Genomic DNA, 22,009 nt, shown 5'->3' with positions numbered 1-22,009 from the left:
AAATGGCACGTATCCCACTTATGGCAGGTAACTGGAAGATGAATCTTGATCATCTTGAAGCTACTGCACTTGTTCAGAAACTTGGCTGGACGCTAAATGATTTGAAGCATGACTACTCCCAGGTAGAGGCTGCAGTGATCGTGCCATTTACTGATATTCGCTCAGTACAGACACTCATCGAAGGTGACGAGCTGCCATTGAAGTACGGTGCACAAGATGTGTCGATTCACGACGCAGGTGCTTATACCGGTGAAATCTCAACGGCAATGCTGACAAAGCTTGGCTGTACTTACGTAGTTGTAGGGCATTCAGAACGCCGTGAGTATCATGGCGAAAGCTCACAGCTCGTAGGGCAGAAGGCAAAGAAAGCTCTCGATGCAGGCATGATTCCAATTATGTGTTGTGGTGAAGCACTTGAGATCCGGAAAGCTGGCACACACGTAGAATTTGTACTCGCGCAGATTGCGGAAATGGTTGCCGAATTAAGCGCAGCAGAAGTGGCGAAGTCTGTAATCGCTTATGAACCGATTTGGGCTATTGGGACTGGCGAAGTTGCAACTCCTGAGAATGCACAGGAAGTTTGCGGGGCGATTCGCGGAAAGATTGCTGAGCTTTTTGATCAGGCAACTGCAGATGCTGTGCGAATCCAGTATGGTGGTTCGGTGAAGAGCTCGAATGTAGTTGAAATCATGGCACAGCCTGATGTAGACGGCGCTCTTGTAGGCGGTGCTTCTTTGCAAGCTGAAGAATTTGCAAAGATCGTACATTACGAGGCATAACACAGTAACCAACTCATTTAGATATCCAAGAAATTTCTGTGATGAGTTAAGCTAAGTAAAATGAAATTCGGGAGTAGGCAACTTCGCATTGCTCCCGAATTTCTTGTACAATGACTTGTGGTAAATTGGCTTTTTTCTCAAAGCCTTCCCCGAAGAGAAATGTTTAGTTCCGTGACCGTAATTATGATTATTTGCCAAGTTCTCCTTGTAATCACGAGTTTGCTGCTCATAGGTACTGTGCTGCTGCACAAAGGCAAAGGCGGGGGAATCTCGGATATGTTCGGTGGAGGTATTTCTACCTCGATGCGCTCTTCAGGCGTTGCGGAGCGGAATTTAAATCGGATCACAATTGGCGTAGCACTTATCTGGTTTGTGGTTATCGTGCTGATTGGTTTGTTGACTAAATTTGGCGCATAAGTATCTTTTTCGAGTGGGGGCTCATCTGCGTAGGTGAGCCCCCACTTTCGGCTATTTTGGGTGAAGAATCGTGTTGATCAGCAACAATGAAATCATGCAGTCTTGCTGATTTGGGTAAAACTCCAGTGCACACTGTGAACGTTCAGCGATAATTAAACATCTGGAAACATTAGGTGAACGCCCGGTATAGATTTCTTTGGATAATTCCTAATTCACAATTTATCCAATGTAGGGTGATATTAGGAACAAATAATGTTTCCGTCGGAGTAATGATTCATCTATCGATCATACTTTCGAAAAATGCGAACATAATTCTCTAAATAGGAGATTCAATGGGATTTATACAGGCACTCGCAGGGGCAATCGGTGGCACATTTGCAGATCAGTGGAAAGACTTTTACGGTCCAGTCCCGTCGCTTCCTCCCACCGCTGGCGTGTTTCCTGGAATTCTAATGGGAACGAATAATAACCGTGGTGCAAATTATAAAGGCAACCAAAATATCATTACGAATGGCAGTAAGATTATCGTTCCAGAAGGTACTGCCGTTATTACGATGCAAGACGGCGGAATCACTGGCTGCATCACTCAGCCAGGTGCATACACCTACACGAGTAACGATCCGAATGCAACTTCGATTTTCGCCGGCGACGGGATTATTGCTCCGCTTGTGAAACAATCATTTGAAAAATTTAAGTATGGCGGTATTCCTGCTGCACAGCAACTGTTGTTCTATGTGAATCTGAAAGAGATTCCAAATAATCGTTTTGGAACACAATCTGAGATTTATTGGGACGACGCATATTTGGGTACGCAAGTGGGTGCCATTACGCGCGGTACATACACATTACGAATTGTTGATCCAATACTTTTCGTGAAAAATTTTGTGCCGGTTACATATTTAACTCAAACTGGGCAGATATTCGATTTTGCTGATTTAGATAATCCTGCTGGCGAGCAACTCTTCAGCGAAGTTGTCGGAAGCCTTTCTGCTGCTTTTTCAAATTATACGAACAACCCTGATAAAGGCAATCGTATGGCGCGGATTCAAGCCGATCAACTTGGCTTTGCCGCCTCACTCTCTGGAGCCGTTGAAGATGCATATCAATGGAAGACGAGCCGGGGATTAGAAATTATCAAAACGGCAATTTTGGCAATTGAATACGATGAAGCGACGAAGCAGTTGCTGCAAGATGTGAAGAAGGCAGACGCGCTATCAGGGAACAGAGCGAATACTTTCTTCCAGCAAGCTACAGCACGCGGGATCCAAGCTGCTGGTGAAAATGGTGGCGGCACAGATATGGCCTTCCTCGGAATGGGAGTTAATGCCGTCGGTAACATGATGGGGAATGTGGTGCAGCCAAATAACGGTTTTGTGCCAAATCAAAACTCTCCGCAAACGCAAGCTGCTGCAAATAATTTCGCTGCAGCAGCTACGGATCAACCAGCACAAAATTCTGAAAATGTAACTGCGAAACTCTTGGATATGAAGAAATTACTTGATGCTGGAGTGCTCACGCAAGAAGAATTCGATGCAGTAAAAAAGCAGCTACTTGGATTGTAGATAGATGATCTTAATGCAATAAAAAGCAACTACATTGAGTGAAATAACTGAGCCGGTAAACCAGATTCATCGCGTGGAAACTGAAGCAAAGAATGGGCAATCGAAGTGTCCGAAGTGCGGTGCGAGTGATATTTCACCGTTAGCTGAGGGAGAATATCTACGATGCAATTATTGCCGTCATGTTTTTACCTGCAAACTTTTTTCAAGTCAGACAGAAATATCGCAGTTAACGGGAGAACATATTGCCCGGAGAGCTGCGGACATTATTCCGGATGCATCTGAAATATTGACGCTGAAATGTGAGAGTTGCGGTGCTGAAGTGGTGATTGATACTGCTTCGGCACTGCAGGCGCGATGCCATTGGTGCCGCAATACTCTTTCGCTCAACTCACAGGTGCCAAATGGTGCTGTTCCTGATGCTTTGCTTCCGTTTAAGATTACAAAAGAAGAAGCGCGGCAAGAAATCAAGAAGTTTGTTTCGTTACGGAAATTTTTCGCAAATCGTAGATTCAAAAAAGAATTTAACGTCGATAACATTTATGGTGTTTATTTACCTTATATGATGATTGATGTAAACGCACATTTGTCTTTTGCTGGTACAGGTGAAAAACTTGTTCGCAGTTATAGTGTGAGATGCGATGAAGATTCGGATAAAACGATAACGTTGCATGATGCAGACGCGTTTCAAGTTAGCCGTGATTTCGATTTATCAGTTAAGAACCTTACTGTTGAATCTAGTAAAGATAAATTGGATACTAGATCAAAGACAAAAACTAATTATGTAATTAACGCAATCATGCCTTTTGATACGGAAAATTGTGTACGATTCGATGCGAACTATCTTCGTGGATATACTTCTGAAAAACGCGATACAAATGTGGCGAATCTAAAACCGATTGTGCATACGCAAGTGACAGATATCGCGCGATATGAAGCAAATAAAACCATTGCTGAATATGATCGTGGGGTTGCCTGGGAAGAAGAAAATTTGACGGTTAAAGGCGATTCTTGGACGACAGCCTATTTACCGGTGTGGATTTACAGCTATATGCAGGTGAAAAGAAAGCGGAAAATTCTGCATTATGTGGCAGTAAATGCACGTACTAAAGAAACTATGGGCAGTGTGCCATTAAATTATCGTAGATTGATTTTCTTTACATTTTGGCTGTGGCTAAGTGGCTTAGGATTTGTGCCATTTCTGCATGAAGAATATCGGATGTTGTCATTTGTACCATGTATCGCATTTTTCATTTTCATGTTCCGAAAATATCGAAATTTAGGTGCACGACATGAATATGAAAAAGAAACTTACCGTGAAGTGCGGAATATAGTTCCAATAGATAGATTTTTGGAACATCGTACTGAGCTTAGTGAAACGCGTATAGAAGGTGCGAATAATCATGCGATGAAAGGCTTTACGGAAAGATTTACCATCAGCGACACTCTTGAAGAGATGGTTAAAATGGGAGAGAAATACAACGGGATTCAAGAGAAACTATATACGCGTAAAGAAGAATGGCTGAGTAAGAGAAAACGTAATTGAGCTTGACATAGCACGTGCTGAATTAAGTGTGCGGGGTTTGGAATGTTTTCTTCCAAGCCCCGCACAAATTTTTCAGTAGTTTAAGCTTGCGCAGCTGCAATAGATTCTTTGGCTGCCATCGCCACAGCTTGTGGGGTGAGTCCATATTTTTCAAACAGCATCGCGCCATTTGCAGATTCGCCAAAATGGTCTATCCCAATGCATTGCCCTGCATCGCCAACGATCGCTTTCCAGGGAAGGGTTGAGCCAGCTTCGATACTTACTCTTGCCCGAATTTCTGGTGGGAGCACATTTGCTTGATATTCTTGTGGTTGTTGTTTGAACCAGGATAAACATGGTGCGGAAATCACAGCGGCACTGATACCTTCGGTTTCCAGAATTTCACGAGCTGAAAGAGCGATGTTCACTTCAGACCCTGTGGCAATGAGGAGTACGTCTGTGCCAGGAGCAAGGATATAAGCTCCGTGTGCTACGCCAGTTGCTGCAGCGTATTTTTCCCGGTCAATCACTGGCACATTTTGCCGTGTCAACACAATCCCTGCCGGACGCTCAGTTTGGCGCAAAATCTGCGCCCATGCTGCGGCAGTCTCATTTGCGTCTGCCGGGCGAACCAAATCAAAATTTGGGATCATCCGATAAGACCACAGATGCTCAATCGGCTGATGTGTTGGACCGTCTTCACCAACTCCGATCGAATCGTGAGTCCACACAAAGATCGAAGGCACCTGCATGATTGCAGCTAATCTTACGGCTGGGCGCATATAATCAGCAAATACGAAGAAAGTGCCGCCATATGCGCGAGTAAGACCATGTAATTGGATCCCGTTCAGAATTGCTGCCATCGCATGTTCGCGAATCCCAAAGTGAATTGTGCGACCGTATTCATTACCACTAAATAATTGTGATGAACGCTCAGGGGGGAAGAATGACGGTTCACCGACCATCGTCGTATTGTTTGATCCACCAAGATCAGCTGAACCACCCCATAATTCCGGCAGCGTATCCTTTAAGGCAGTGAGTACTTTGCCAGAAGCAGCGCGAGTAGCGATGGAGGTGCCCACAGCAAATTCAGGCAAGGATTTTTCCCAATCAGCTGGGAGCTCACGGGATTGTAGCCGACGCAGGAGCTTTGCGCGTTCCGGATAAGCCTGCTCCCAGGCAGCAAACTTTGCATCCCAGTCTTTGCGTGCAACTGCCGCATTTTTCGCTGCGTTCTGCCGGGTGTATGCCAAAACTTCTGGATCTACAACGAAACTCTCATCTGGATCGAAGCCGAGAACTTCCTTCAAAGCACGGACTTCCGCATCGCCGAGTGCTGCACCATGCGAAACGCCAGTATTTTGCAGTGTTGGGCAAGGCCAGGCGATGATCGTCGAAAGTTTGATCAAGGACGGCTTATCCGTCACTGCTTTTGCTGCTTCAATTGCGCTAAACAATGCTTCTGGGGATTCCTGATATCCATCATCAGTGCGCCAATTTACTTCACGCACATCCCAGCCATATGCTTCAAACCGTGCAAGTACGTCTTCAGAGAATGCGATCCGAGTATCATCTTCGATCGAGATTTGATTTTCATCGAAAATGAGAATCAAATTGCCGAGTTTTTGTGTGCCTGCTAAAGAGCACGCTTCACTTGTTAACCCTTCTTGCAAGCAGCCTTCACCGGCGACGGCGATGATGAAATGATCGAAAGGGCTTTCTCCTTGTGGCGCCTCTGGATCAAATAATCCGCGTTCGCGCCGTGCTGCCATTGCCATACCTACAGCTGATGCTACGCCTTGCCCAAGTGGACCGGTGGTCATTTCTACACCAGCGGTGTGACGGTACTCAGGATGACCTGGAGTAAGCGAACCTTCCTGCCGTAATTCTTGCAAATCTGTAAGTTCTAGACCATAACCGGCAAGAAACAGTTGATTATAGAGAGTAAGTGAAGAATGCCCAATTGAAAGAATAAAACGATCACGTCCAAGCCAGTTCGGATCGGCTGGATCATTACGGAGGGATTTTTGGAATAGCGTATAAGCCATCGGAGCGAGTGAAATCGCACTGCCAGGGTGACCGTTTCCGGTACGTTGCACCGCATCGGCAGCAAGTACACGCGCACAATCGACAGCTTTTTGATCAAGCTCGTTCCATTCAAAAGCACTCATTTAGCGGATTCCTTTTCCTTCAGTCGGCTTGTCGGCTTGGTGGCGCTCAGGTACGCCTCGGTTTTTATTCTAGGACAAAGGAAAGCATTTTCCGTCATTCGCAAGGGGATTGCAAGATGTAAGATATGGCACCGAATGATCTTGATCAGGGAATTTAAGCTATTCGGAATTACATTGCTACCGTCTTGCGGCAACGGGCTTTCCCATGTTTAACACGATATGATGAATGTCGTGGAGATACTCCTTTGCAGCAAATGAAGTTCTGATATTTAATACGATGAAAACGGGATCGAGAAAGAATGGGAGTGGAAATTGCAAATATCACGCATAAATTCCCAGTTCTTGGCGCATTTACAAGTTGAACGTTCACTTTCGGAAAATACTTTAGCTGCATATCGTCGAGATTTGAATTATTACGAAGAATATCTTACCCAAGCTGGTATTTTTGAAATTGCACAAGTTGATGCGTCGCGAGTAGCTGGCTTTGTGGATTACTTACATGCTCCAGTGCAAACCCGTATGAATCCAGGCAAAACGAATTTAGCGGATGGTTCAGAAAAAAAATTCGCACTCGCTAATTCCTCAATTGCCCGAATTTTAGCTGCCGTGCGTGGAATGCATCGTTTTGCACTTTCAGAAGGGATTACGCAAACCGATCCTGCTGCAGAAGTGAAGCCTCCGAAACTTGCAAAACGTTTACCCAAAGCGATCACCATCTCCCAGATGGAACAGCTGATCCAGGCTACGGGAAATGAAACACCAGTACAATTGCGCGACCGTGCACTTTGTGAATTGCTTTATGGTACCGGTGCACGAATCTCGGAAGCTGTAGGAATTTGCATGGACGATATTGATTTTACGCAACAAATAATTCGACTGTTTGGAAAAGGCGGGAAAGAGCGATTAGTACCATTGGGAAGTTACGCAATTGCAGCACTGACGGCATATGCCGTGCGATCTCGCCCGATGCTTGCGGAGAAAGGTAAAGGTAGCACGGCATTTTTTCTAAACAAACGCGGGAATCGGCTTTCGCGCCAGTCAGCATGGGAAGTGATTCAAAATGCGGCACAGAGCGCACAGCTCGAAAACATTTCTCCGCACACATTCCGACATTCTTTCGCTACGCATTTGCTCCAAGGTGGCGCTGATATTCGTTCAGTACAAGAAATGCTTGGGCATTCCTCCGTCACTACCACGCAAATATATACAAAAGTTTCCCCCGAGACTTTGCGTGAAATCTACCTCACCACGCATCCGCGAGCGCAGCACGCTTAAGCGTTGCAGCGGGCAAAAGAGGTTTCCAGGTATTAACTGTGGGTGTAGATTTGGCACTTATCGGGTAATATCGAAACGTGAGCTCAGAACAATCAGATATCTTTACAGAATTACAGCCGAGTGGAGAATTTCGGCTGCCACCGGATCTTGAATCGCATGGTCCGGCGCGAATTATTGCGATGTGCAATCAAAAAGGCGGGGTTGGGAAAACCACTACTTCGATCAATCTTGCTGCGTCTTTGGCAGGATATGGACGGAAAGTGTTACTTGTTGATTTCGATCCGCAGGGGGCAGCATCTGCTGGCCTGGGTGTGAATGCGATGGCGCTTGAGCGCACAATTTATAATGAGATGATTGCCCGGCAGTCAGATGTGCGTGAGGTGATCGTCCCAACCGGTGTAGCTAATCTAGATTTGGTACCGGCAAATATTGAACTTTCTGCGGCTGAAATCCAGCTGATTAATGAGGTGGCCAGAGAGCAATCGCTTGCTCGCGTATTGCGGCCGGTACTTAATGATTACGATGTGATTATTGTGGATTGCCAGCCTTCTTTAGGCTTGCTTACGGTGAATGCACTTACTGCTGCGCACGGTGTGATCATCCCGCTTGAGGCTGAGTTTTTCGCGATGCGTGGCGTGGCTTTGCTGGTCGATCAGATCGAACGAGTACAGGATCGTTTGAATCCGCGGTTGCAGATCGATGGCGTGCTATTAACGATGGTAGATAAACGTACATTGCATTCGCGTGATGTGATCCAGTTGGTGCAGGAACGTTTTGGAGATCTTGTTTTTGATACGCAAATTACGCGCACTGTAAAGTTTCCTGATGCAACGATTGCGGCGTTGCCAATCACGGAATATGCTCCAAATCATAATGGGGCAAGGGCATATCGGCGGCTTGCGCGTGAATTGATTGCGCGCGGTGCGAGTGCTTAAATTTCAATAGAAAATGGTACAGAGCGGCTCGTTCATCACGCAGACTAAGAAATTTTCAGCTCGAATTACTAACTGGGAAGTTATTACCGAAAATGGTCAAATTGGCAGTTACAGCGCACGGCTCAGCGTCAGCTGAAGCGCAAAATACGCAAGGCGATCTTTTCACGCATGAACCGGAAGATTTTGCCGTTGAGCTGGATGTATTTTCTGGTCCGTTTGATGTATTGCTTTCCTTAATTGCGCGGAAGAAACTTGATGTTACTTCAATTGCACTGGCACAAGTGACGGATGAATTTATTTCATTTGCGCTGGCACAAGAAGATCTGAACCTTTCGCAGGCGTCACAATTTGTGGTTGTGGCAGCTACTTTGCTTGATTTGAAAGCTGCGCGGCTACTACCGCACGAAGAAATTGACGAAGAGATCATCGCGATTCTTGAAGCGCGCGATTTACTTTTTGCCAAGCTTTTGCAATACCGCGCATTTAAGGAAGTGGCACGCGATTTCGCGGCACGTTTATTGAGTCAGAGTATGGCAATTGCACGTGATGTACCGCTTGAATCGCATTTCAAAACTGCACTTCCCGAATTGCGCATCAATTTTGATTGTGAAGATCTTGCGCGCTTGGCTGCAAATGCATTTTCGCGGAAACCTGCTGTCGTTGGTCTGGATCATTTACATGATCCGCTTGTACCAGTGGAGAGCCAAATTAATTATCTACGGCAAAAAATGCTGCCAGGGGAGCAGATTTCTTTTGCAAAATTATGTGCGTCAGCGCGCAATATCCCAACTGTAGTTTCACGTTTTCTGGCTGTATTAGAAATGCTGCGAAATAACGAAATAGCGATCATGCAGGAATCTCCACTTGCGCCATTGATCATCACGCGGTTGAAATTAGAGCTGGATCAAGATTTCGCGCAGCTGGCATCGAAAGAGGAGTGAAATGCAAAATAATGGATCTCAAATCCTCGCAAATAACGCAGAAGCACAGTTTGCGAAGGGTGCACTTGAAGCAATTTTGATGGTGGCAGCTGATCCGGTATCAGTTGATGATTTATCCAAAGCACTTGATTTACGTGCTGGGATCGTTGATCAATTATTGCGTGAACTGGCAGCACAATACGCTGATAGCGAGTTTCCGCGTGGTTTTCAATTACGCGAAGTCGGCGGTGGATGGCGTTTTTATTCGCACCCGCACTATGCCGATATTGTGCGAGGTTTTGTGACGGCCGGCCAAAAGCAGCAGCTTTCGGTGCAGGCACTGGAAACTCTTGCAATCATTGCCTACCGTCAGCCAATTACGCGAGCACAGATTTCAGCGATTCGTGGTGTGGATGTAGACGGAGTTGTACGTACTTTGCAAATACGTGGTTTAGTGGAGCAGGTAGGTGTTACTCAAGATACGGGTGCCTCACTCTACCAAACTACTGCTTATTTTATGGAGCGAATGGGCTTAAACTCACTTGATGAAATGCCTGACCTTGCCCCTTATCTGCCAGATAATGAAATACTTGAAGAAATAGAAAAGGAAATTAAATGAGTAGAGCGATAAACGATATTCATGTGGCTGACGGGGAGCGCCTGCAAAAAGTACTTGCCCACGCAGGTGTAGGCTCTCGGCGCGCATGTGAAGAGATGATTCAAGCTGGTCGCGTTAGCGTTAATGGGGTTATCGTAAAGCAGCTTGGGATCCGGATTGATCCTGAGACGGCTGTGATCCATCTTGATGGGCAGCGAGTGCAGCAAGATGCATCAAAGGTGACGATTGCTTTATATAAGCCACCTGGGATCGTCTCAACAATGCAAGATGATCAAGGGCGAAAGACACTGCAAGATTTGATTAGTGACCGTCCTGAGAGATTTTTCCATGTGGGGCGGCTTGATGTGCAGACGGAAGGTTTGATTTTGCTTTCCACGGATGGTGAGCTCACACATCGTCTTACCCATCCGTCTTTTGAGGTGCCGAAGACGTATATTGCGCGTGTGGAAGGTACTGTTACGCGCGGACTTGGGCGAGTACTTGAAAAAGGCATTACACTGGAAGACGGTCCGATCAAGGTCGATAAGTTTGTGTTGCGTGAAGCGGCACGAAAGAATTCAATTGTGGAAATCACGCTGCATTCAGGACGGAATCGGATCGTGCGCCGGATGATGGAAGAAGTGGGGCATCCGGTGATGGAATTGGTACGTACACGATTTGGAAATATTACTATCGGGCGGTTAAAGCCTGGGCAGAGCCGTGTGATTGGTGGTTCGGAACTAGGTGCACTAATGCATCTTGTCGGGCTCTAAAGTAGCGCAAAATAACTATGAAGTAGGGAAGATGACGATTTCATCGCTTTTGCTCACGCCTTCGCCAGTACTGATTATTGGTGCTGGTTTGCTTGGCACGTCGATTGCTTTGCGGCTCCGTCAGGGCGGGGTGGAGGTTTATTTAGCGGACGTTTCGCCGATTGCTGCGCGTTTGGCACAGGATTTGGGTGCAGGAAAAGCTACTGCGGTGGCTGCGCCAAAGCTTGTGATAGTGGCAGTTCCACCGGATGTTACTCCGGCAGTGGTGGCAGATGCGCTCGAAAAGTATCCGAAAGCTATTGTCACTGACGTGTCTTCTGTGAAACAGTTGGTGATTGATTTGATCGCGGTTCATCCTTGCGCGAATCGTTTCGTGGGTTCGCATCCAATGGCCGGGCGGGAGCGGAGCGGGGCAATTGCAGCTGATGCGGATTTGTTTGCGGGGCGTCCGTGGGTGATCGTGCCGCATGAGAAATCCGGACGTACCGCACAGCGTGTAGTACAGAATCTGGCAGTCGATATGGGCGGCTCGGTGATTCAAATGAGCGCGCAAGAACATGATCACGCGGTTTCACTCGTTTCGCATTTGCCGCAGATAATGTCTTCGCTTGTGGCTGGGCAGTTAACTGGTGAGACGGCTGATTCTCTGCAGCTGGCTGGGCAGGGATTGCGTGATGTGACTCGAATCGCGAAGTCTGATTCGCTGCTGTGGACTTCAATTATTAACGCAAATCGAAAAGAAATTGCCGCTGCTTTAAGGCGTACCCGTAAAGAATTAGATGACTTCATTAAGGCAGTTGAAAGTGATGGAGATTTAAGTACGATTTCACGTCTAATTGCACTTGGTAATGAGGGTGTTTCAAGAATTCCGGGTAAGCATGGTGGCGCGCCTACAAGATATACCGAAGTGACGGTACTAATTCCTGATCAGCCTGGGCAGATGGGTCGTCTTTTTACTGAAATTGGGCAGATCGGCGTAAATATTGAAGATTTCACTCTCGAACATTCCGTTGGACAGCCGGTAGGACGGGCGGTGCTTTCTGTGATTCCGGCGCATACGCGAGAATTGGAGATTGGTTTGATTCAGCGCGGCTGGCAAGTTATTTCTGTGGGTGAGGAGCAAAGATGAGTATCGTGATTGCAATTGATGGCCCGTCAGGCTCAGGAAAATCTACGGTTGCGCGCGGTGTAGCCAAAGAGCTTGGTTTAAGTTATTTGGATACGGGAGCGATGTATCGTGGTGCTACATGGTGGGCACAACGCTGCATGATTGATTTAGACGATCAGGATTTGGTTGCGCAAGCAGTGAAAAAAATGCCGCTGGAGGTACGTTTAGATCCGTCAGATCAGAGATTTATTTGCGATGGTGTTGATATCACTGAGGCAATTCGTGCCTCTGAGCTTTCGAAAGTAGTTTCAAAAGTGGCAGTGAATCTTGCAGTACGGCGCGAAATGAAACGTTTACAGCGTGAAATCATTGCTGCCGAATGTACTCCACATGGGTTTTCGCAAGGTGCCGGAATCGTTGCGGAAGGCAGAGATATTACTACGGTAGTAGCGCCAGATGCAGATGTGCGGGTGCTGCTTACTGCTTCAGCGGAGGCACGTTTGGCTCGGCGCGCGAAAGAAGTAAGAGGAAGTGTTGATGCGCAAGCGCTTGCTGCGACCCGGGATGAAGTCTTACGGCGTGATCGTGATGATGCTACTGTTTCTGAATTCATGACTGCGCAAGATGGAGTAACCACAATCGATTCTTCAAACTTGACGATTGCTGAAGTGGAATCAGCTGTAATTAAACTCGCCAAGGAGGCGTTCAATGGATAATAACTTTGCAGATAATTTGCCTGAAGAACTCGATATCACTGTTTTCAGTGCTGCGGATAATGACGATGATCCAGAAAAGCTGAAGGCATTTCTAGCTGATTATGAACTGGATGATGCAGACTTTGCATATCTCGAAGATAATTATGAGTTTGTGTCTCAGGATGAAAATAATGGCTTACCAGTACTTGCAATCGTGGGGCGTCCAAATGTCGGAAAATCTACGCTGGTAAATCGGATCGTTGGGAAACGCGTTGCCGTCGTGCAGGATGAACCTGGAGTTACTCGTGATCGGGTACGTTATGATGCAAACTGGGCAGGGCGAGATTTTACTGTTGTAGATACTGGTGGATGGGAATTCGATACTTCTGGAATCGACCGTTCGGTGGCGCAGCAATCAGAATTTGCGATTGAGCAGGCAGATGCGGTGTTATTGGTGGTTGATGCTGTGGTGGGTGCCACGCAAACAGATGAAGAAATCGTGCGTTTATTGCGCAAATCGGGCAAGCCAGTAGTTTTAGCTGCAAATAAGGTTGATTCTGCGCAATTAGAATCTGATGCGGCATATTTGTGGTCGCTTGGCTTGGGGGAGCCTTACCCGATTTCCGCCTTGCATGGGCGTGGTACGGGAGATTTGCTTGATGCTGCGATGCGGATTCTTCCTGAAGTTTCGGCCTTTGCAGCTGCACGGCCGGCAGGTGGGCCGCGCCGGATTGCGCTTGTTGGTCGGCCAAATGTGGGAAAATCTTCCTTGCTGAATCGGTTGGCAGGGGAAAATCGGGTAGTGGTTGATCCGCTTGCTGGTACTACTAGAGATCCGGTTGATGAATATCTTGAGCTTGACGGCACGATCTGGAATTTTGTGGATACGGCTGGGGTGCGGAGGCGCGTACATCAAACCCGTGGGGCTGATTATTATGCTTCCTTGCGTACACAGAATGCGATTGAGAAAGCTGAACTTGCCTTAGTTTTGATTGATGCTTCAATGCCGCTTACCGAACAGGATATTCGCGTAATGCAGCAGGTGATTGATGCGGGCAGAGCAATGGTAGTGATTTGTAATAAGTGGGATTTGGTGGATGAAGAACGGCGTTTTGAGCTTGATCGTGAGCTGGAACGTGAACTGGTGCAGATGCCGTGGGTGGAGCGAATAAATCTTTCTGCGCTCACTGGATGGCATACGAACCGTCTGACGCGAGCAATGGAGACGGCACTTGCTTCTTGGGATAAGCGTGTACCCACTGGCAAACTGAATGCTTATCTGGGAGAAGTAGTGGCTGCAAATCCGCATCCGGTACGTTCGGGGAAGCAGCCGCGGATTTTGTTCGCAAGTCAAGTTGCGAATCAGCCGCCCAAATTTGTGCTATTTACGTCAGGATTCCTTGATCATGGATACCGACGTTTTATCGAACGGAAACTGCGGGAAAAGTTTGGCTTTACCGGTTCTCCAATTCAGATTTCAATGCGCGTAAGAGAAAAACGCCAGCGGAAATAGTTATGCAAATCGTCAAACCAAAATGTTTTGAGTTGATAGATCATCTGCAGAGTACGAGGCTAGATCAGATTTAATTTTTAGCTGACTGTAGCTGCCTACTTGTATCAATTACGCATATATGTATTCCGTCTCACACGTTTAAGGTGTAAGATGTAACACATATTCAGTTGCAGAAAGGAGGGTGGTTAATTTTTCGTCCCAAAAGGCTGCGTTAGTAGCTTTTATTGTTTTGATATTTTTTGGCTCAATCTCTTTGCAGGTATTTGTTTCACAGGAACAAGGATATTTCTGTATCCTGCTCGTTAGATCAAAGAGAAGCTCTAGTGAAGCTGTTACCGAAGTTAAGCAGTGAACGATCCATTCTGTATTCTTCGCATATTATTGAAGACATAGTGGGTATCGCTACCAATATTTTGCATATTTACAAAGGACGCACTCGAAACTATAGTTTTTGGTAACGGCACTGAAGCAGATAAAAAACAGGCAGTGACAACTTTCAATACAGGATGGGGGAACTATTACTTGGCATATTGATATTGATGCGAGGTGGGGACTTTTTCTTCCATTAATCTGTCTGCTATTAAGTTCATTTTTATATGCGTACAAGTACCCTGCGCAATGGAGTCTACAATCCGTGTACGAATGATAAATATGTTTCATACCGTCGGGCTGACCGGATTTGAACCGACGACCCCTTGACCCCCAGTCAAGTGCGCTACCAAACTGCGCCACAGCCCGTGATGCGTTAAGCAAAGCAGAATTCAAAGTGATCCCTCTTTACCACTGCAACGCTTCGATAATAATCAATTTAGATGCATAATAGCAATTTCCAGAAAATCAGCATCACAATCTAGAATGAATAGCATGTCTGAGAATCTTACCCGTGAAATCGCCCAATATCGCAGTGAATTGTTAAAAATTGAGAAATATAAGATTGAGCTTGATGTGAGTGAAGCGCAATCCAAATCTGACAATTTTACTGTAACTTCTCAGATTTCACTCATACAGCTGCATGAAGGCTCCTTCCATATTGATTTTATTGGTGATTCCGTACAAGCCGTCTGCATTGATGATCAAGAAATTGATTTTCAATACGACGGCGCACGGATTACTTTCGCTGCGCTCACACCAGGCGCGCATGAAATCATGATTGCAGCAAAGGGCAAATATTCCACATCAGGGGAAGGTTTGCACCGTTTCCGTGATCCACTCGATAGCGAAACTTATCTGTACACTCAGTTTGAACCAGCTGATGCACGCCGCGTTTTTCCAAATTTTGAGCAGCCCGATTTGAAAGCCGAATTTGCGATCGCAATTACTGCACCCGCAGCATGGACGGTACTTTCCAACGGAGCTGAAATACATTCCCAGCCTGCTGGTGAAAACTCGCAAGGGAAAGCATGTAAACGGGTAATTTTTGCAACCACAAAACGCATGTCTACGTATCTCACTGCTTTTATCGGCGGACCATACCACAAGTTCAGTGATGTATATAGTGGCCCAGATGGAGATATTGCACTTGGTTATTACTGCCGTGAAACCTTGGCGGAATATTTCGATTTTGCTGATATCAATACCGTCACCAAGCAAGGCTTAGACATTTTCCCGCAAGCATTTGGGATGCCATATCAGTGGGGAAAATACGATTCTGTATTCGTGCCTGAGTATAATCTTGGCGCGATGGAAAACCCTGGATGTGTCACTTTCAACGAGAACATGTACATCCATCGTGGGCATACAACCCGTGCGCAAGCTGCTAGCCGTGGAAACACGATTTTGCATGAAATGTCGCATATGTGGTTTGGGGATCTCGTTACGCCAAAATGGTGGGATGATTTGTGGCTGAAGGAATCATTTGCGGAATATATGGGTGCCTGGGGGCTGGTGAACGGCACAAAATATGATGAAGCATGGGAAGCTTTTACCGGTGCACGCCTAGCATGGGCCTTAGCAAATGATCAATATCCAACTACACATCCGATTATTGCAAATGTGCCAGATTTAGAAGCAGCCGACCAAGTTTTTGACGGTATTACTTATGCGAAAGGTGCTGCTGTGTTGCGCCAATTGGTATCTTGGCTGGGAACAGAAACATTCTTTGCCGGTACGCGTTTGTATTTTGCAAAGCATGCTTTTGAAGCTGCTACTTTCGGCGATTTGCTTGCGGCTTTGAGCGAAGCCTCAGGAAAAGATGTACAACTGTGGGCAAAGGAGTGGTTTGAAACCCCAGGCGTTTCGCAAGTGGAAGTTACCCGCCTTGCTGCAGGGGTACAGCTAAAACAAATCGGCACAGATCCTTTTACGGGTGAAGATATTCGCCGACCGCATCTGATCAACGTATCGGGCTGGCAATTAGATGATCACAAGATACTCCAACGAGTAGCCGATACGAACATCGAGTTGATTGATGAAGTGATGATTCCGTGGGAAAACCTTGGCGGATCCGAGGTTGCTGCGATTTTACCGAATGACGGCGGACTCTCTTACCTCAAGATAAGTTTTGATCGTGCATCTTGTGATGCTTTCTTGAACTACGATGTAAATGATTCGCTTTCACGAGCCGTTATTGCAAATGCACTCTGGCAAGAAGTACGCGATGCGAAGCTGAAAGTAGCGAAATACCTCGAATATGTAATGCGGAATGCTGCTCTGAAGCAAAGCGCATTATTGAACCAAATGCTAAAGACGGCATTGCAGGCAATCAAAGATTATTTACCGGTGCAGCAGCGAAAGGATTTTGCAGCAAAATTATTCACAACCGGGATGCAGCAAATTACAGAATTTGCCGAAACTGAAGATCTCGGCGTGATTTGGCGGCATACCATTGCTGAACTTGCCCCAATTGCGACAACTGGTACAACGCAAATTCGCACGCTTCTTCACGAAACCACGGATCAGGAATTGCGCTGGGCACTACTCACTGCGCTGGCAAATATGAATTTGCTTGCGGATGGGGAACTTGCTGCTGAACTTGAAAAGTCACATTCAGCGAAAGATGAACTGGCTTATCTTGGCGCAAAAGCCAGCATCCCTGGTACTCAGCACGAAACTTTGGCACTCTTATTGCAAGAAGATGCAAAACTATCAAATCTGGAAATTGGTGTGCTGGCTGCGGGCTTTATGGCAGCGACCACTCCGGCAGCAGCTCGTGCTGCGCTCCCGAATTTCTTTGAACGAATCGATCAGATTTGGCGCTCACGCTCACAAGAAATTGCTGAACGAATTATTTATGGGATCTTCCCGCGTACTGAAATTATGGCCGCAGATCCTGACGCGGAAGTGTCCTTACAGCGCGAAGCAAAGAATTGGCTTGCTGCAGGTGGTCATGAAAGTGCACTTGTGAAAATTATTCGTGATTGTCTTGACGATAGCTATCGTTGCGCAAAAGCACAGAAATTTAATTCTTGAACGTTTCTTTGTATTCAGTTTGATTACGCTGATTGCAAAGTGGCATTGCTGTGAGTTTTCAAGTATGAACTAACTCGCACTAGAATTTCGTATTAGAGTAGGACTAACACGTCAACAGGGAGCGAATTATGGAAAATCAAGAGTTTGATTTGAACCGGGTCGATGCGATCCAGGATCCGTCGGTCACATCGCGTTTTTCTGCGATAAATCGTGCTCAATTTGAAGTTCCTGCACATCCGCGTGGTCTTGATGGCGATGATATTGCTGCGATTGAGGCTTTACCGCTTGGCTCGGCATTGCTAATTGTGCGTTTTGGTCCAGGAGAAGGTGCGCGCTATTTACTTAATTCTGATCAAGCCTTCGCTGGGCGTCATCCAAAATCAGATATTTTTCTTGACGATGTGACGGTTTCCCGCAAACACGCAATTTTTATGCGTCATAATAACGAATTTTACATTCAAGATTCTGGTTCGCTAAACGGTACTTATGTCAATGATGAGCTGGTGGATGAAGCCAAGTTGAATAATCATGACGAAGTGCGCATTGGAAAATTCCGTTTTACCTTCTTTGAAAGTGTGCAAGGCTAAGGTATGTCTGCACAGATTAGAATTGCCCAAGAGTGGCAAAATGACTATGTTTCGTGGCCGCAGGAAGTATCACATGAGCCGAATTTAAAGATTGGTGAAGTGATTTCGCTCTTAAATAAGGAATTTCCTTTTCTGCAAGCTTCAAAAATTCGCTACTACGAATCTCAGGAATTAATTTCTGTTTATCGGACAGATTCAAATCAACGCCTTTTTTCCCTGGCAGATGTGGAACGTTTACGTTTCATTTTGGTAGAACAGCGTGATCGTTATGTGTCCTTGCCGCAAATCAAAGAGCAATTGCGGCAGCTCGATTCGGGTCAAGCAAATGCAGAGCATCCGGGTAAAATGCGGGTATTGAAAGATGCTGAACGTTTCACAGTGCAAGCAGGTACACGGCTGCATAAAGCTGAATTAGCTGCGCTGACCGGAGCTTCGATACAAGATCTTGAAGAGCTAGCGAAGCATGGGATTTTACAAGCTGATGCGCGGGGTAGATTGACTGCGCAGGCAGTAGATATTGTGCGATACGTAATGCTGCTTTCAGAACAGGGGTTTGATTTACGTCAATTGCGTGCAGTGCGTAATTCGGCTCATGCACATGCGGTAAATACGATCAATCAACTCTCCACGGACGGTCCGCGTGGTACATCGCGAGGTAAAGAAAGAATGATTGCGCAAGCTGCGCAAATCAGTTCTTTACTGACGAATCTTTACCGTGCACTTCTTGTTGACAATATCGAGATTGAGCTTCGCTAACGAAAGTTTCATCACTTCACTAATACTTAAAGCTAAAACTTGAGGCACGCCGGCGCGACACGCCAAGAATACTTTAAGCTATTTTGTTGTTTTCTGTTCGTTTGCGCAATAGGCTTAGCTATAGAGAATTTTGATGATAGAGGAGGCTGCCTTGTTTGGTGACGCATCCACGCAAAGCGTTCGCCCGCAGCGTGCACAGCAAATGCTCTTTGGAGATTTGCTTCCAGATCTTGATGAAGAGACGGGATACCGCGGTCCGGCAGTATGTCGTGCTGTTGGTATTACTTACCGTCAGCTTGATTATTGGGATCGTACAGGGCTTGTAGTCCCAAATATTCGTGGCGCAAAAGGATCAGGCTCACAGCGGCTTTATTCATTTCGTGATGTGTTAGTACTAAAAGCAGTGAAGCGACTGCTTGATACCGGAGTATCATTACAGCAGATTCGTCTCGCGGTAGAACAGCTCGAATCTTATGGTGTAGAGCATTTAGCCGGCGTCACGTTAATGTCTGACGGTGCGTCAGTATATTTGTGTACATCAAATGATGAGGTTATTGATTTGATCAGCGGGGGGCAAGGCGTATTCGGGATTGCACTCGGTAAAGTCTGGCGTGAAGTTGAAGGATCACTTTCAGAGCTTCCAGTGGAGCATCTTGATGCGACAGCGAACCATGTGGACGAACTGGCTCTGCGCCGCGCGAAACGAAACGCGGTTTGATAGCTGAATAAAGTTTTTACTTTATAAAATAAATTAGCTGTGGTACGTTTTTCCTAACGTACCACAGCTAATTTATTTGAGGTTGATCTGTTTCTTAGTTGGAATACTTTGATTCCCAGGAAGCAATGATCGGATTTGCGTCAGCTACAATTTTATCGAAACGATCATTCGCAATTTCTGTTATTTCAGATAGCAATGCAATCCGTTCACGAGCAGGAGAGTTTTCTAGCCGTCGCAAACCCTGAGCAATGATCTGCTGTGGTGTATCGTAAATTCCCAGGTATGCGACCCAAGGATAAGCAAACTTTTCGCGGTACTGTTCAGAAATTTCTTTTAGTTGCGCAAGTTCCTCATCGGTAGCTGCATCAAGCGCAAGCGAACCAATATCTTGTGAAATTTCAGCCGCAGCTTCCGCGTCTGTAGCAATCAACTGATACATATCCGGATAATCAAGAATCAGCTGATGCTGCAGCTTCGGGTCGGCAGTCAATACTGCTTCTTGAATTGCGGCACGCAGATTCAGCACGTCAGTAAAATTCCGTGCTTCCCAAGCCTGCTCAAGTGGCCACGTCTGGTTATTAAATACTTTCCGGAAGGTTGCAACAAACGCTTCTCGCGACATCAAGTTGATGTCATCAATAGCGACTTTACCCATTTTTACAGCGCTGATTGGCTCATTTTGGTTGCCAACATGGAAAAAGAGTAGATTCAGTAAGATTGCGGTAATTGCACCAATCGTCATTCCAGAAGAGCAGAAAATCTGCGCCCATTCAGGGAATACCCCAGCAATACCTGGCTTGAAGGTGACGAGCATTGCCAATCCAAGAGCAGTAGTGACAATAACAGCATTGCGGGAACTCTTCATATCGGCCTTGGCGATTGTTTGCAAGCCAACCCAAGCAACATTTGCAAATAATGCAAGAGAAGCTCCACCCAGTACCGGTGAAGGGATCGCTGCAACGATTGCCCCAGCCTTTGGAATTAATCCGATAAAAAGCATGATCACGCCAGCGCCAGCAGCAACCCAGCGTGACTTAACTTGTGTAATCCGCACGAGTCCTACATTTTGTGCAAAACATGTGTAAGGGAAAGAATTGAGAATACCGCCGAGCAATGTGGAAATTCCATCAGCACGGATAGCTGCAGAAACATCTTTTTGCGTGATGCGCTTTCCAACGATTTCTCCGGTTGCAAATACATCGCCGGTAGTTTCAACCATTGTAATAATCATTACAATGATCATTGAGATCACGCCGGTAAACGTAAAGGCCGGAATTCCAAAATAAAATGGGGTGGTTATTCCAACGATATCGGCAGCTCCAATTGCCGAGACTTTTGCCGGATCAAGATGCCCAGCAATTGCAGCTACGATAGTTCCGCCAATCAGGCCGATCAATACGGCAATAGTTCCGAAGAAACCTTTGAAAAATCGTTGTGCCAGCACAATTACAGCAAGTGTACCAAAGCCGTATCCAAGCCAGACTGGATCGGGAGTACCTTCGGCGTAATTAATAAAATCATTTGCCGAAACTGAAAGCAGGGAAGTGCCCATGACTAAGAGCACAGTACCGGTAACGATCGGTGGGAAAAATCGCAACAATTTCGCAAAATATGGAGCGGCGAAAAAGGTGAATAATCCGGAGAAAATGATGGCACCGTAGATATAAGGCAGACCTGCAAGACCGCCTTTACCGCCCGTTGTTGCCAGCCCAATCGCGATTATCGGTGCGACGGCAGTAGTGGTTACGCCTTGAATAATCGGCAAGCGGACACCGATTTTCTTGCCTAATCCCACTGATTGAATCAATGTTGCGATACCGCAGGTGAACAGATCGGCATTGATCAAATGAATTGTGGTTTCCGGGTCGAGATTCAGCGAAGAAGCAATAAGTAATGGAACAATTACTGCTCCTGCGTAGAACGCAAGCACATGCTGGAGGGAAAGAATTGATATTTTTGCAGGACTTGGCACTGCATCAACTGGATGTGTTTTTCGTATTTTATTCACTTAACTTATTTTCGCTATCACAGCAGGGAAGTTCTTAACTGGTCAGAATCTGGACATGGTTTATTTTGAATCCTGAGACGGAAAGGCACAAGTAGGGGGCATTTGTCGGTCTGGGAAAATTACACCCTGCTATTATCTGACATAATGTACATTATCGGATACTTATTTTCTTTCGATTCAGCTCTTACCTGGAAGAACGCACCTCGTCTCAGGTAATAACTATAATCTTACTGGTAAATATCTAAACGAAGGAAGAAGGAAGTT

Annotated in this window: 18 protein-coding genes and 1 tRNA gene; 16 read left to right on the top strand and 3 right to left on the bottom strand. The window is 46.2% G+C overall.

Features of this window, described 5'->3' with window-relative positions:
- Positions 1-2: 2 nt before the first annotated feature.
- The 4 genes from tpiA to J2S36_RS01640 all read left to right on the top strand — a co-directional run bounded on the left by tpiA (position 3) and on the right by J2S36_RS01640 (position 4,301).
- On the top strand, positions 3-779 hold the full coding sequence (tpiA, locus tag J2S36_RS01655; RefSeq protein WP_309954885.1) for a triose-phosphate isomerase: 777 nt from the start codon (positions 3-5) through the stop codon (positions 777-779).
- Between the two features lie 171 nt (positions 780-950).
- A complete protein-coding gene (gene secG / locus J2S36_RS01650) occupies positions 951-1,196 on the top strand; it encodes a preprotein translocase subunit SecG (RefSeq protein WP_309954882.1) in 246 nt (81 codons plus the stop codon).
- 332 nt (positions 1,197-1,528) lie between these two features.
- Entirely contained in the window at positions 1,529-2,758 is a 1,230-nt protein-coding gene (locus J2S36_RS01645; RefSeq protein WP_309954880.1) for an SPFH domain-containing protein, read from the top strand.
- A gap of 34 nt (positions 2,759-2,792) precedes the next feature.
- Complete coding sequence (locus J2S36_RS01640; protein ID WP_309954878.1) at positions 2,793-4,301, top strand: hypothetical protein; 1,509 nt, start codon at positions 2,793-2,795, stop codon at positions 4,299-4,301.
- Between the two features lie 80 nt (positions 4,302-4,381).
- On the opposite strand, the gene tkt is transcribed toward J2S36_RS01640, so the two are convergent.
- Positions 4,382-6,451, bottom strand: a complete 2,070-nt coding sequence (tkt, locus tag J2S36_RS01635) for a transketolase (protein ID WP_309954876.1) — start codon at positions 6,449-6,451, stop codon at positions 4,382-4,384.
- A 312-nt stretch (positions 6,452-6,763) separates the two neighbouring features.
- Between tkt and xerD the strand changes: the two genes are divergently transcribed.
- The 8 genes from xerD (at position 6,764) to der (ending at position 14,268) form a co-directional block, all read left to right on the top strand.
- On the top strand, positions 6,764-7,726 hold the full coding sequence (xerD, locus tag J2S36_RS01630) for a site-specific tyrosine recombinase XerD (protein WP_309954874.1): 963 nt from the start codon (positions 6,764-6,766) through the stop codon (positions 7,724-7,726).
- 77 nt (positions 7,727-7,803) lie between these two features.
- Positions 7,804-8,661 (top strand): ParA family protein, encoded by an 858-nt coding sequence (locus J2S36_RS01625; protein WP_374717325.1) that lies wholly within the window; start codon positions 7,804-7,806, stop codon positions 8,659-8,661.
- Between the two features lie 101 nt (positions 8,662-8,762).
- Entirely contained in the window at positions 8,763-9,602 is an 840-nt protein-coding gene (locus tag J2S36_RS01620) for a segregation and condensation protein A (RefSeq protein ID WP_309954872.1), read from the top strand.
- Position 9,603: 1 nt separating this feature from the next.
- On the top strand, positions 9,604-10,200 hold the full coding sequence (gene scpB / locus J2S36_RS01615; RefSeq protein ID WP_309954870.1) for an SMC-Scp complex subunit ScpB: 597 nt from the start codon (positions 9,604-9,606) through the stop codon (positions 10,198-10,200).
- Positions 10,197-10,952 carry a pseudouridine synthase gene (locus J2S36_RS01610; protein ID WP_309954867.1) on the top strand — a complete coding sequence of 252 codons (756 nt, stop codon included), beginning with the start codon at positions 10,197-10,199 and terminating at the stop codon, positions 10,950-10,952. Before scpB ends, J2S36_RS01610 begins: the two co-directional genes overlap by 4 nt.
- Positions 10,939-12,081, top strand: a complete 1,143-nt coding sequence (locus J2S36_RS01605; RefSeq protein ID WP_309954866.1) for a prephenate dehydrogenase — start codon at positions 10,939-10,941, stop codon at positions 12,079-12,081. Before J2S36_RS01610 ends, J2S36_RS01605 begins: the two co-directional genes overlap by 14 nt.
- Positions 12,078-12,776 (top strand): (d)CMP kinase, encoded by a 699-nt coding sequence (gene cmk / locus J2S36_RS01600; protein WP_309954865.1) that lies wholly within the window; start codon positions 12,078-12,080, stop codon positions 12,774-12,776. The genes J2S36_RS01605 and cmk overlap by 4 nt, the downstream gene beginning before the upstream one ends.
- Positions 12,769-14,268: a ribosome biogenesis GTPase Der gene (gene der, locus J2S36_RS01595; RefSeq protein ID WP_309954863.1), complete on the top strand. Its 1,500-nt coding sequence runs from the start codon at positions 12,769-12,771 to the stop codon at positions 14,266-14,268. Before cmk ends, der begins: the two co-directional genes overlap by 8 nt.
- A 664-nt stretch (positions 14,269-14,932) precedes the next feature.
- Here der and J2S36_RS01590 read toward each other — a convergent pair.
- Positions 14,933-15,006, bottom strand: a tRNA-Pro gene (locus J2S36_RS01590).
- Between the two features lie 126 nt (positions 15,007-15,132).
- On the opposite strand from J2S36_RS01590, the gene pepN reads away from it, so the two are divergent.
- The 4 genes from pepN (at position 15,133) to J2S36_RS01570 (ending at position 19,737) form a co-directional block, all read left to right on the top strand.
- Positions 15,133-17,676, top strand: coding sequence for an aminopeptidase N (pepN, locus tag J2S36_RS01585; protein ID WP_309954861.1), 2,544 nt, complete (start codon positions 15,133-15,135; stop codon positions 17,674-17,676).
- A 128-nt stretch (positions 17,677-17,804) separates the two neighbouring features.
- The gene (locus tag J2S36_RS01580) at positions 17,805-18,263 is read left to right on the top strand and encodes an FHA domain-containing protein (protein WP_309954859.1); all 459 of its coding nucleotides are present in this window, start codon (positions 17,805-17,807) and stop codon (positions 18,261-18,263) included.
- Between the two features lie 3 nt (positions 18,264-18,266).
- On the top strand, positions 18,267-19,019 hold the full coding sequence (gene ftsR / locus J2S36_RS01575) for a transcriptional regulator FtsR (protein WP_309954857.1): 753 nt from the start codon (positions 18,267-18,269) through the stop codon (positions 19,017-19,019).
- A 133-nt stretch (positions 19,020-19,152) separates the two neighbouring features.
- A complete protein-coding gene (locus J2S36_RS01570; RefSeq protein WP_309954855.1) occupies positions 19,153-19,737 on the top strand; it encodes a MerR family transcriptional regulator in 585 nt (194 codons plus the stop codon).
- 94 nt (positions 19,738-19,831) lie between these two features.
- Here J2S36_RS01570 and J2S36_RS01565 read toward each other — a convergent pair whose 3' ends face one another.
- Positions 19,832-21,745: a solute carrier family 23 protein gene (locus J2S36_RS01565; RefSeq protein WP_309954854.1), complete on the bottom strand. Its 1,914-nt coding sequence runs from the start codon at positions 21,743-21,745 to the stop codon at positions 19,832-19,834.
- Positions 21,746-22,009 lie beyond the last annotated feature (264 nt).

This window comes from Arcanobacterium hippocoleae, assembly GCF_031456295.1.
GTDB classification, from domain to species: Bacteria; Actinomycetota; Actinomycetes; order Actinomycetales; family Actinomycetaceae; genus Arcanobacterium_A; species Arcanobacterium_A hippocoleae.
The sequence above is the reverse complement of the archived record's forward strand: the minus strand, read 5'-3'. Positions and strand labels throughout refer to the sequence as shown.